This is a genomic window from Streptomyces sp. DH-12 (genome assembly GCF_002899455.1).
Taxonomy (GTDB): Bacteria; Actinomycetota; Actinomycetes; order Streptomycetales; family Streptomycetaceae; genus Streptomyces.
In genome coordinates, this window is the sequence record NZ_PPFB01000001.1 from 912797 (window position 1) to 926358 (window position 13562).

Annotated in this window: 2 protein-coding genes; both read right to left on the reverse strand. The window is 73.4% G+C overall.

What is annotated here, in order from left to right:
* Positions 1-222: 222 nt before the first annotated feature.
* Complete coding sequence (locus C1708_RS03200; protein WP_106411197.1) at positions 223-1800, reverse strand: MFS transporter; 1578 nt, start codon at positions 1798-1800, stop codon at positions 223-225.
* 385 nt (positions 1801-2185) lie between these two features.
* The gene (locus tag C1708_RS03205) at positions 2186-13561 is read right to left on the reverse strand and encodes a type I polyketide synthase (protein WP_106411198.1); all 11376 of its coding nucleotides are present in this window, start codon (positions 13559-13561) and stop codon (positions 2186-2188) included.
* Position 13562 lies beyond the last annotated feature (1 nt).

Consider the following 13562-nt stretch of genomic DNA (forward strand, 5'->3'; position numbering starts at 1 on the left):
CGACAACCGGGGGCTCCTTCGGGTCGGGCGAGACATACGGGGTGAGATCTTCCGCCGGGAATCGGACCGCTCCGCCGGGAGACGGACCGGTGGACTCGCACCCCGCTCGCCGCAGTGCAGCCCGGCGGCGGGTGACCGACAGCCCCTTCACGGCGGCGGCCGTCCGAGTTCCGTCCGCGTTCCCGCCCGTTCCGGTCCGGGTTCCCGTCCGCGTCCACCCCGTCAGGCGGTGGAATGAGGCTCGGCACTGCGGGCCCCTTCGTACTCCGGTTCCGGTGCCGGGTTCTTCTTCTTTCCGGCAGCGGGCAGGGCGATCATCAGCACGGCCACCGCGACGAGCGTGATGAGCATGATCCAGACCGCACCGACGTGCATGGCGTGGATGAACGCCTGATCGGCGGCCCGTGCGAGAGCGGGCTGATCGATCGTGGTGGCGACATGGCGGGCCTGTTCCGCGGAGACCCGGGCGCTGTCCCGCACCGACTCCGGGACAGCTCCTAGCGAGGGTTCGATCGCGTCTCGGTACGCGATCGACATGATCGTGCCGCCCACCGCGATCCCGATCACGCTGCCGACCTGCCGCGCCGTGTTGGTGACGGCCGACCCGGCACCGGACCGCTCCAGCGGCAGGCTGCTGAGCAGTGCGCCGGTCACCGGGGCCATCACCATGCCGACGGAGAGGCCCTGCACCAGCAGCAGGAGAGCGATCCAGACGAGCGGGGTGCGCAGATCCAGGAATCCGACCGCGCCCATGGTAAGCGCCGCCACCGTGAGCGCCGGCACGGCGACGGGGCGCAGTGACCATCGGCCGACGAGACGTGCGCCCAGGGGCGCGCCCACGACGGCGCCGACGGCCGTCGGAACATTCGCCAAACCGGCCTTCATCGGTGAGTAGCCCAGCGCGCCCTGCATGTAGAACGCGTTGTAGAAGGTGATGGCGGCGACGGAGAAGAACAGCAACGCCATGGACGCGTTGCCACCGCCGAACATCCTCTGGGCGAGCAGCCGGGGATCGAAGCTCGGTGCCTCGGTCCGCAATTCGACGAGCACGAAGACGACCAGCAGGACGATCCCGGCCGCGGTCGGCGCCCAGACGTCCCAACGGCTCCAGTCGTCCACCTGCCCCGCACGGATCACGCCGTAGGTCAGTGCCGCGAGTCCGGTGATGGACAGCAGGATCCCGGCCGGGTCCATCGGCCGCACGGAGGGGCTGCGGAAATTGGGGACCAGAAAGACGATCCCGGCCAGTGCCACCACGATGATCGGGACGTTGACGAGAAAGACCGAACCCCACCAGAAATGTCCGAGCAGAAGTCCCGCCAGCACCGGCCCCGCCGCCATTCCGACACCGGTGGATGTCGAGGAAATGGCGATCGCGGTTGCCCGCCCGGCGCCGGTGAAGGTCCACAACAGAATGGCGAAGTTGGCCGGCATGATCAGTGCGGCGCCGACTCCCATCGCGGCACGTGCGGCGATCAACTGGCCCGCATCGCCCGCGTACGCCGCCCAGATCGAGGCCCCGGCGAAGATCACCAGGCCGACGGCGAGCACATTCCGATGGCCGAAGCTGTCGCCCATCGCACCGGCGGTGAACATCAGGGTCGCGAAGACCAGGGTGTAGGCGCCGGTGGCCCATTGCAGCTCGGCCGGGCTGGCGCCCAGCCCCTGGACCGGGTCAGCAAGGGTCTCCAGAGTGATACTGAGAACGGTGTTGTCCAGCCAGATCAGCAGCGAACACACCATGAGCACGGAGAGAATTAACCGTTGCCTGGATTTCGGCAACGTCGGAGGCGCGGCCATGACCACCTTCGAATATCGATCGGCGGAAACTTGAACGACGCGACTATAAACAGGCCCTACAACACTGTCAAGCTCAGAATTTCTCGCCGACACGGTTGCAATCGGGCGGCCTTTATGCCTCCAGCGGATTTGCAGACCGCGCCATTCTGTGCCTCCACCGAATTTGCGGATCGAATAGTTTTGTGCCTCCGGTGAATTTTCGAGCCGGAGGAATTCACCTCCCTCGGTGGTTGCGGCCGAGGCGATTCTTTGCCCTCGGGGACCTGAACTGTCGCGCGGCGCCCCGCTGCGGACGGACGAGCCCGAGCGCGCCGCGCGGGCGGCGTGCTCGGGCTCGGGCAGAGCTGTCAGGCGTCTCCATTCCCCCGTTCCGACGGTCCGGCCCTCACCGGCCGCCGAGTGAGTCCAGCCAGCGCCGCAGATGTGCGGCGGTCTCCGGCGCCCGCTCCTCGATGATCGAGAAGTGATCCGCCTCGATGTGCTCGATCGGTCCACGGTGCTGCCAGTCCGGGACAGGGTCGCTGTCTCCGAAGGTGCTCAGCGTCAGGGTGGCCCGCAGATTCAGTGTGGGTGCGGCGATCGGTTCGGCCTCGCGATCGGGATAGATGCGCACATAGCCACCCATGGCGAGCAGGCCGTGGTCGTCCACGGGGGTCAGCGAGTTGTTCCGGGACAGGATCTGCCCCAGCGCGTCGGTGAGCACGTGGCGGTTGAGTTCGATGTCGTCCGGGGAGTAGGTGTCGATCATCGCGACGCCCGCCAGCGTGCCTCCGTCGTCCTCGATCCGCCGGGCGACCGCATGGGCGATCGCGCCACCGGCCGAATAGCCGATGAGCGCCACCGGGCTTCGGCCGAGCTCCGCCGCGACGCTCGCGGCGAGGCTCTCGATCGCCGCCGTCCAGGTCGGTGGCAGGTCGTCACCCGCGCGCGTGCCGGGCAGCCGCAACGCGCTGACACGCCGCTCGCCGCCCAGTTCATGGGCGAGGCGCGCGAACTGGTGGGAGCCCGATCCCGCGAGGAACGAGGGGATGCAGACCAGTGCCGGTGCCGTGTCGCCGCGCGCCAGGAGCTGCGCGGCCGGGCGCCGGGTGGCGGCCTCCTCGGCGGAGTACAGGGGCATCAGGGCGGCGCTCGCGGTCAGCAGCGGCATCGCCCCTGCCAGCTCACCGCGGCGATGCGCCGTCGACACCAGCTCGGTGATCGTGCCGCGCACGCCGGCCGGTACCTGCTCGGCCACGCCGGTGCCGGACTCCTCGATCCGCGACCGCACCAGTTTCGCCACATCGGCGGCGGTCGGGTGGTCGAAGATCAGCGTCGACGGCAACGTCAGCTCGGTCAGTTGTGCCAGCCGGTTCCGGAACTCGACGGCACCGAGGGAGTCGAACCCCAGCTCGGTGAACGGCGCGTCCGGGTCGATCGCGTCACCGGAGAGGTGGCCGAGGACCGCCGCCGCGACGTGGCGTACCTCGCGCAGGGCCGCGGCGTCGAGGTCGGCGTCGGGCAGGGCGGCCATCTGCCGCGCCAGGCTGACACCGGCGCTCCTGGTGACCCGGGGGACCCGGATCATGCCGCGCAGCACCGCGGGCAGTGTGCCGCCGCGCGCCAGGGCGGTGAGCGCCACCGTGTCCAGCAGCGCCGTCATCGGTGTCGCCCGGTCGGTCTCCAGCGCATGGTCGAACAGCGCCATCCCGGAATCCGGGTCGATCGGGACCAGGCCCAGCCTGGCCCGGATCCGGCGGGCGTACTGCTCGGCACCGTCCCCGCTGAGCGCCCCTGCCATGCCGACGGTCCACAGCCCCCAGGCCAGGGAGTGCGCGGGCAGGCCCGCGCTGCGCCGCAGGCGTGCCAGGGCGTCCAGGGCGCTGTTCGCGGCGGCGTAGTTGCCCTGTCCTTGTCCGCCGAGCAGCGGGGCCGCGGACGAGAAGAGCACGAACGCCGACAGATCCAGATCGCGCGTCAGCTCGTGCAGATGCAATGCCGCGTCGACCTTTGGCGCCAGCACCCGTGTCGTCCGCTCGGCGGTCAGGGTGTCGAGTGTGCCGTCGTCCAGGACGCCCGCCGCGTGGATGACGGCGGTCAGCGGCGCGTCGGTGCCGATGCCGGCCAACAGGTCCTGGACCGCGGTGCGCTCGGTGACGTCGCACGCCACGACCTGGACGTGGGCGCCGTGGCCGGTCAGCTCGGCGGTCAGTTCGGCGGCGCCGTCCGCGGCGGCGCCGCGTCGCGACACCAGCAGCAGCCGCCGTGCGCCGTGCGCCGTGACCAGATGCCGGGCGACGATCGCACCGATGCCGCCGGTGCCGCCGGTGATGAGCACGGTGCCCCGGTCGAACGACGGCGGCGCGCCCGCTCCGGTGGCGGGCAGCGAGCGCAGTCGCGGTGCCAGGAGCCGTCCCCCGCGCACGGCCAGGTGCGGTTCGTCCTGGGCCACGGCGTCGGCGAGCGAGGTGAGCGGCAGGGCGTCGCCGTCGTGGTCGATGAGCAGGAAACGGCCCGGATGCTCGGCCTGTGCGCTGCGCACGAGGCCCGCCACGGCGGCCCCGGCCAGATCGGGCTCCTCACCGGGCAGCCCAGCGGCCGTGCGGGTCACGATCACGAGCCGGCCGGGGTGAGCGGCGCCTGTCCAGCCCTGCAACAGGGCGAGCGTCGTCAGGACGCCGGTGTGGACGTCCGCCGCGCCCGCCCCTGTCCTGCGGGGCGCCTGCCATACCACCGTGTCGGGAGCGTCCCCCAGCCCGGCGAGTCCGGCCAGATCGGAACAGCTCGTCGCGGGCTCCGGAGCCTCGACGGCCGCCGGGTCACCCAGCACGACGACGCACCCCGCGTCCGCCTCGGGGGCGGCAGGCACGGCGACCCATTCCAGGTCGAACAGCGGTGCCGCGCCGCGCAGCTCGGCCAGCGCCTGCGGCTCGATCGGGCGGGACCGCACCGATTTCACGCTCAGCACGAGGGCACCGGTCGCGTCGGCCGCGTCCACGCGCAGGGTGTCCGGTGCGATGCGGGCGATACGGACGCGCAGGGCGCCCACGCCGGACTGTGCCACCTGGACGCCGTCGAAGGCGAAGGGGAGGGGCAGCCGGCCGTCGGGCCCGCCCTCGACGAGAGGTCCGACCGCCGCGTGGAACACCGCGTCCAGCAGTGCCGGGTGCAGCCCGAAGTCAGTGGCGCGCGCCGCGCTGTCGGTGTCGAGGGCCAGGTCGGCGAAGACTTCCTCCCCACGGGTCCACGCGGCGCGAACACCCTGGAACACCGGGCCGTACCCGAAGCCGAGGTCGCTGAGCGCGCGGTACACCCGCTCCCCGTCGACCGGCTCGCCCGCGGCCGGAGGCCACGCGCGGGACCAGTCCGGTGCCGGGACCGGTGCGGCGGGCGTGAGCAGGCCATGGGCGTGCGGCACCCAGGCGTCGGCGACGCGGGCGTGGACGGCCACGGTCCGGTGCCCGGCCGCGTCGGGTTCGCCCACGGCGAGCTGGAGGTCCGCGGTGCCGTCGGCCGGGAGGACCAGCGGCGCCGCGAGGACCAATTCAGCCAGCCGTGGCACGCCGAGCCGGGCGCCGGCCGCCAGGGCCAGTTCCACGAATCCGGTCCCTGGCATCATGACCGTGCCCAGGACCGTGTGGTCGGCGAGCCAGGGGTGCGTGCGCAGCGAGAGCCTGCCGGTGAACAGCCATTCGTCCTTGCCGGCGAGCTGCGTCTGGGCGTGCAGCAGCGGATGGCCGGCGGAGTCGGCGCCGGCGAGCGGCGCTGCGGCCTCCGCGGGCAGCAGCCAGAAGCGTTCGTGCTGGAAGGGATAGGCGGGCAGTGTGATCCGTGCCTGCGGTCGCGCTCCGAAGTAGTCGGACCACCGCACCGGCCGGCCCGCGCAGTGCGCGGTGGCCAGCGCGGCGACCAGCTGTCCGGGTTCGTCGACGGTGCGGCGGGACGCCGCGACCACCGAGGCGCGCGCCGCGACGTCGGCCGCCGCGGTGGCGCGGGTCATGGCCGTCAGCACCGCGTCCGGGCCGAGCTCGACGAACAGGCCCACGCCCGAGTCGAGCAGGGACCGCACCGCCGGGGCGAAGCGCACAGCCTCGCGCACCTGCCGTACCCAGTACTCGGGCGTGCCCACCGCGGCGCCGGCGAACGCGCCGGTGACCGTGGAGCACAGAGGGATGCGCGGCTCCCGGTACGTCAGGCCGGCGGCGATCTCCGCGAACTCAGCCAGCATCGGGTCCATCAGAGCGGAGTGGAACGCGTGGCTCACCCGCAGCCTGCTGGTCCTGACGCCTTCGGCCACGAGCCTCGACTCGACCGCCGAGACCGCGTCGGCGTCTCCGGAGAGGACCACCGCGTCGGGGGCGTTCACCGCGGCCAGGGAGACCGCGCCGGCTGCCGGACCGGCGTCGGCCGCCGCCAGCAGCTCCAGGGCCCGCCCCTCCGGCACCGCGGCGGCCAGCATGCTCCCGCCTGCCGGCAGCGCCCCCATCAAGCGGCCTCGGGCCGCGACGAGGGTGCACGCGTCCGGCAACGACCACACACCGGCCACGTAGGCCGCGGCCAGCTCGCCGATCGAGTGCCCAGCGACCACGTCCGGCGTCACGCCCAGCGACTCGACGAGGCGGTACATCGCCACCTCGAACGCGAACAGCGCGGGCTGGGTGTACTCGGTGCGGTCGAGCAGCGTCTCGTCGGCCGCGCCGAACATCACGTCCCGCAGCGCGTGCCCCAGGTGGGCGTCGAACTCCGCGCACACCTCGTCGAGCGCCGCCGCGAAAGCGGGGAACGCCCGGTACAGCCCGGCGCCCATCCCGGTTCGCTGGGCGCCCTGGCCGGTGAACAGGAACGCGGTCGTCCCGGTCCGGCCGGCGTCGTCGGCGATGCCCGATCCCGGCTCGTCGGCCGCCAAGCGCGCCAGGGCGGCGAGCAGTGTCTCCCTGTCCTGGCCCACGGCTGCGGCGCGCCGGTCGAACCGCGCGCGGTGCAGTGCCAGCGTCACCGCGACATCGGTGAGGTCGAGCTCCGGACGTTCACTCAGCGTGTCGTGCAGACGGCGCGCCTGGCACCGCAGCGCGGCAGGTGTCCGCGCGGACAACAGCAGCGGCACGGCCGGCGGGCGCGGTGGATCGACCGGCCGGGGCGGGGCCAGGGGCGCCTCCTCCAGGATCACGTGCGCGTTGGTCCCGCTGATCCCGAACGACGACACCCCCGCCCGGCGCGGGCGACCGCCGGCGGGCCACGGCTCGGCCTCGGTCAGGATCCGTACCGCGTCCGCCGGCCACTCCACGTGCGGTGACGGCTCGTCGACGTGCAGGGTGGGCGGCAGCGTCTCGTGCCGCAGCGCCTGCACCATCTTGATCACACCGCCGACACCTGCAGCGGCCTGCGCGTGCCCGATGTTCGACTTCAGCGACCCGATCCGCAGCGGCTCGGCGCGGTCCTGGCCGTAGGCGTTGATCAGCGCCTGTGCCTCGATCGGGTCACCCAGCGTGGTGCCGGTGCCGTGCGCCTCCACGGCGTCCACCTCGGCCGCCGACACCCCTGCCCTGGCCAGTGCCTGGGCGATCACCCGCTCCTGGGAGGGTCCGTTCGGTGCGGTCAGGCCGTTGCTCGCGCCGTCCTGGTTGACCGCGCTGCCGCGGATCACGGCCAGCACGGGGCGCCCGTTGCGCTGCGCGTCGGACAACCGCTCCAGGGCGAGCACGCCGACGCCCTCGGCCCACGCGACACCGTCCGCGGCGCTCGAGAACGCCTTGCAGCGCCCGTCCGGTGACAGGGCCCGCTGCCGGGAGAACTCCTGGAACAGCATCGGGGTGGACATGACCGTCACCCCGCTGGCCAGGACCAACGACGTCTCCCCGGCGCACAGGGCCTGCACCGCCAGATGCAGGGCCACCAGCGACGACGAGCACGCCGTGTCCACCGTCACCGCGGGTCCTTCCAGACCGAGGGCGTAGGACACCCGGCCGGAGACGACGCTGCCGCCCGATCCGGTCGCCAGATAGCCTTCCGCGGCACCGTCGGCGGCCTCGCGCGCCGTGTAGCCGTAGTCCTGGTACATGACGCCGGCGTACACCCCGGTGTCGCTGCCGCGCAGGGAGGCCGGGTCGATACCGGCGTCCTCGAGCGCTTCCCAGGACGCTTCGAGCAGCAGCCGCTGCTGCGGGTCCATCGCCGCTGCCTCACGGGGGCCGATGCCGAAGAAGGCGGCATCAAAATCACCCGCGGCGCGCAGGAATCCGCCTTCCCGTGTGTACATCTTGCCGGGCGTGCCGGGGACGGTGTCGTACAGGTGGTCGATGTCCCAGCCGCGGTCATCGGGCATCGGGCCGATCGCGTCCACGCGCCCGGCGATCAGGTCCCAGAGCTGGTCGGCGTTCTCCACGCCGCCGGGGTACCGGCAGCTCATGCCGACGATCGCGATCGGCTCGTCGGCCCTGGCCCTGGCCGTGGCGGGGCGCGACCGTGCCGGCGCCGCGCTGTCAACCCTGGTACGCAGGAAGTCCGCGACGGCGGCGGTGGTCGGATAGTCGAACACCAGCGTGGACGGGAGCGGGACGCCGGTGGCGGCGGTCACCTTGTTGCGGAACTCGACTCCGCCGAGCGAGTCGAAGCCCAGTTCCGTGAAGGGCGTTTCGGGGTTGACGGCTTCGGCCGACTCGTGGCCGAGTACCCCGGCGGCGATCGCGCGGACCTCGTCGCGGATCAGCGCCTCCCACCGATCGGCGGGGGCGTCCAGCAACCGCCGACGCAACGGGCTGTCGGCGGTCCGGCCGCGCGACGGCACGTGGATCAGACCGCGCAGCACGGCGGGCAGCGTGCCGAGCCGGCCCAGCGCGGTGAGGGCCTGCGTGTCGAGCAGCGCGGTCATCAGCATCGGTTCGCCGGTGGTCAGCGCGTCGTCGAGCATCCGCATGCCGGTGTCCGGCTCGATCGGGGACAGGCCCAGACGCGTGCGGATCTGACGGGCCAGGTGTTCGGCGCCCGCCTCGTTCAGCGCCTCGGCCATGCCGCGCTTCCACAGCCCCCAGGCCAGCGAGTGTGCGGGCAGACCGGCACTGCGGCGCAGCTGGGCAAGGGCGTCCATCGCCGCGTTCGCCGCCGCGTAGTTGCCCTGGCCCTGCCCGCCGAGCAGCGGCCCGGCGGAGGAGAACAGCACGAACGCCGCCAGGTCCATGTCGCGGGTGAGCTCGTGCAGGTGCCAGGCGGCATCGGCCTTCGGGGCGAGCACCCGGTCCACCTGCTCCGCGGTCAGGGTCTCGACGGTGCCGTCGTCGACCACGCCTGCGGTGTGCACGACAGCGGTCACCGGTTCGTGCACGGGTACGGATTCCAGCAGCGCCGCCACATCGGAGCGCTTGCTGACATCGCAGGCGGCGACGCGTACGCGGGCGCCCAGCGCGGTCAGTTCGGTGACCAGCTCCGCAACCCCCGGCGCGGCGGAGCCCCGGCGCGAGACGAGCAGCAGCCGGCGCACCCCGTGCCGGGTGACCAAGTGGCGTGCGGTGACGGCGCCCAGTCCGCCGGCGCCGCCGGTGATCAGGACCGTGCCGTCACCGAAGGGCTCGCCGGCCGGCGCGGCGGTGGCCGCACGGACCAGCCTCGGTGCCACCGTGGCGCCGACACGGATCGCGAGCTGGGGTTCGTCCATGGCGGCTGCGGCGGCGATCCGCCGGTGCGGGTCCGCGAGGTCGTCGTCGAGGTCCACGCTCACGATGCGCCCCGGATGTTCCGACTGCGCGCTGCGCACCAGGCCACGGACGGCCGCCGCCGCGAGATCCGGCGTCTCACCGGGCAGACCCGCCCCGTTGCGGGTCAGCACGATCAGCGTCGAGTCGGCGCAGCCCGGTTCGGCGAGCCAGTCACGCAGCACCGTGAGGGCGCTGTGCACGGCGGTGCGGACGGTCGCCGGGACGTCGGCGCCGTCCTCCGCCGCCGTTCCGGGCGACCAGACGACGGCCGCGCCGGTGGGGTTCCCGCCTGCCACGAACGCCGTGACATCCTCGAACGTCTCGGCGCAGCCCTCGACGGGCCGCCCCAGGGCGACCAGGGGCCGGTCCGGCACCTCGGGCGCCGTCACCGGCGTCCAGGCGATCGTGTGGAGCGGGGCGCGGGCCCCGGCGAGAGCGCGCGCGTCCGCAGGGCGGGCGAGCACGGCGTCGATCGACAGCACGGCGGCGCCGGTGGCGTCGCAGGCGTCGATGCGCACTTTTTCGGAACCCGACCGGATGATGCGGGCGCGGACTGCGCTCGCGCCGCGCCGGAAGACACGGACGCCGCCGAAGGAGAACGGAAGCGGCAGCCTGCCGTCGGGGAGGTCGTCGGCGAGTACGTCGATGGCGGCGTGGAAGATCGCGTCCAGCAGCGCCGGATGGACCCCGAAGGCCGCCGCCCGGCCCGCCGTCGTCCCGCCCAGGGACACCTCGGCGAAGACGTCGTCACCGCTGGTCCAGGCGGCGCGCACGCCCTGGAAGCTCGGGCCGTAGCCGAATCCCAGGTCGGCGAGCCGGTCGTACAGCCGCGTTCCGTCGATCGGCTCGCCGTCGGCCGGCGGCCAGTCGGGGTCGGTCCAGGCCGGTGTCACACCGTCGGCGGGAGCAAGGACGCCGGTGGCGTGCAGCGTCCAGTCCGGCCCGCCCGGGTGGGACGGCGCGATGCCGGTGGCGGCACGCGAGTGGACCGACAGGCGCCGTCGGCCGGTGTGGTCGAGCTCGGTCACCGACACCTGTACGTCCACGGCGGCGGTGCCGTCGAACACCAGCGGTGCCTCCAGGACGAGTTCGTCCACGACGGGCAGGTCCAGGCGGCTGCCCGCCGCCGACGCGAGCTCCACGAACCCGGTGCCGGGCAGCAGCCTCGAACCGAACGCCGTGTGGTCGGCGGTCCACGGCTGGTCGGTGGCGGAGAGCCTGCCGCTGAAGAGCCATGCGTCACGCCCGGCGAGCGGCGCGGCGACGCGCAGCATCGGATGGTCGAGCGTGGACAGGCCGGCGCGGCCCAGGTCACCGAGCGCGCCGTCCTCGGGCTGCACCCAGTAGCGGCGGTGCTGGAAGGCGTAGGCCGGCAGGTCGAGGTGGGTGACCGGCCCTGCCGGTGACAGCGGCGACCAGTCGACGGTGACGCCCGAGCAATGGGCTGCGCCGAGCAACCGAAGGAACTGGCCGGCCTCGTCGACGCCCCGCCGTGACGCCGCCTCGACCAGCGAGCGCTGCGCCACCTCGTCGTTCAGCGTGTGGCGGGTCAGCGCCGCCAGCACCGCGTCCGGACCCACCTCGACGAACCGGCGCACCCCGGCGTCGGCGAGCGACCGCACCGCCGGGGCGAACCGCACGGCCTCGCGCACCTGCCGCACCCAGTACTGCGGCGTCAGCAGCTCGGGACCGGCCGGCGCACCGGACACCGTGGAGCACACGTCCATGCGGGGCTCCCGGTACGCAACCGACCCGGCGACCTCCTCGTACGCGGCGAGCATCGGCTCCATCAGCGCCGAGTGGAAGGCGTGACTGACCGTCAGCCGGTTCGTCCTGACGCCCTCGTCCTTCAGCCGCTCCTCCAGGGCGGCGATCGCCGCCGTCCCGCCCGAGAACACCACGGCCGTGGGCCCGTTCACGGCCGCCAGCGAGACCGGCCCGGTCGCGAGCAGGTGCAGCGCCCGCTCCTCCGGCACCGCGGCGGCGAGCATCGCTCCGTCGGCCGGCAGCGCGCCCATCAGCCGGCCGCGGGCGGCGACGAGCCGACACGCGTCGGCCCGCGACCACACCCCGGCCACGTAGGCCGCGGCCAGCTCACCGATCGAGTGCCCGACCACCACGTCCGGGGTCACGCCGAACGACTCCAGGAGGCGGTACATCGCCACCTCGAACGCGAACAGCGCGGGCTGCGTGTACTCCGTCCGGTCGAGCGGGGCGCTGTGCCCGGTGTCGCCGGCCCGGCCGGACATGACCTCGCGCAGCGACACCCCCAGCAGGGCGTCGAACTCCGCGCAGATCTCGTCGAGGGCGGCGGCGAACACGGGGAACGCGGCGGCCAGCCCTTCGCCCATGCCGACGCGTTGCGCGCCCTGGCCGGTGAACAGGAAGGCCGTTCCGCCGGTGGTGGCGGCACCCGACACGAGCTGCGGGGACTCCGCGCCCTCGGCCAGGGCCGTGAGGCCGGCGAGCAGAGCGGCCCGGTCGGCGCCGAGCACCGCGCCGCGCCGCGCCAGCTGAGCGCGCCCGGTGAGCAGGGCGGCGGCGACATCAGCGTCATCCGCCTCGGGGTGCGCGGCGAGCCAGTCCCGCAGCCGGCCCGCCTGCGCCTGGAGCGCGGCTTCCGACTTGGCGGACAGCAGCCACGGCGCCGGCAGCGCCGGACGGCCCGGCTCCGGCCGCTGTGCGTCGTCCGCCGGTCCGGTGGCACGGGCGCGTGGCGCCTCTTCGAGGATCACGTGAGCGTTGGTCCCGCTGATCCCGAAGGACGACACACCCGCCCGGCGCGGACGGCCGAGCTCCGGCCACCGCTGAGTCCGCGTCAGCAGCCTCACGGTGCCCGCCGACCAGTCGACCTCGGGGGTCGGCTCGTCCACGTGCAACGTCGGGGGCATGACCCCCTCGCGCATCGCCATGACCATCTTGATCACGCCCGCGACACCCGCCGCGGCCTGCGTGTGACCGATGTTCGACTTCACGGAACCCAGCCACAGCGGGTTGTCGTCCCCCCGGGCCTGGCCGTACGCGGACATGAGCGCCCGCGCCTCGATCGGATCGCCGAGCCGTGTTCCCGTACCGTGCGCCTCCACGGCGTCCACCTCGGACGCCGACAGCCGCGCGTCGGCCAGCGCGGCCCGCACGACCCGCTCCTGCGACGGCCCGTTCGGTGCGGTCAGCTGGCTGCTCGCACCGTCCTGGTTCACCGCCGAGCCCCGCATCACCGCCAGCACCCGGTGCCCGGCGCGCTCCGCGTCCGACAGCTTCTCCAGCACCAGCACGCCCACGCCCTCGGCCCAGCCCGTGCCGTCCGCCGACGACGAGAAGGCCCTGCACCGCCCGTCCGGCGCCAGCCCGCGCTGCCGGGAGAACTCCACGAACGTGCCAGGTGTCGCCATCACGGTCACACCGCCGGCGAGCGCCATCGAGCACTCACCCTGGCGCAGCGCCTGCGCGGCGAGGTGCAGCGCGACGAGCGAGGAGGAACACGCGGTGTCGACCGTCACCGCCGGCGCCTCCAGGCCGAAGGTGTAGGCCAGCCGGCCCGACGCGACGCTGCCCGCGCTCCCGGTCAGCATGTAGCCCTCGAAGCCCTCGGGGGTGTGGGGGCGGGAGCCGTAATCGTCGTACATGACGCCCATGTACACCCCGGTACGGGTGCCCCTCAGCGTCGTCGGGGCGATGCCCGCGTGCTCGAAAGCCTCCCAGCTGGTCTCCAGCAGCAACCGCTGCTGGGGGTCCATCGCCGCCGCCTCGCGGGGGCTGATGCCGAAGAACTCGGCGTCGAACCGGTCCGCGTCGTACAGGAAGCCGCCTTCGCGGGCGTACGAGGTGCCGAGGTGGTCGGGGTCCGGGTGGTACAGGTTCTCCAGGTCCCAGCCACGGCCGTCCGGGAAGGGACCGACCGCGTCACGTCCGGCGCTCAGCAGCTCCCACAGGTCCTCCGGGGAGGCGACACCGCCCGGCAGCCGGCAGGCCATGCCCACGATCGCGATCGGCTCGTGTGCGCGCTCCTCCAGATCCCGCACCCGCTGCCGGCTCTCCCGCAGATCGACCGTCGCCCGCTTGAGATAGTCACGAAGTTTCTGCTCGTTGTCCATG

What these genes read in the sequence shown, in the direction of transcription:
- C1708_RS03200 (WP_106411197.1), bottom strand. Translation starts at nt 1,800, where the DNA reads ATGGCCGCGCCTCCGACGTTGCCGAAATCCAGGCAACGGTTAATTCTC.
- C1708_RS03205 (WP_106411198.1), bottom strand. Translation starts at nt 13,561, where the DNA reads ATGGACAACGAGCAGAAACTTCGTGACTATCTCAAGCGGGCGACGGTC.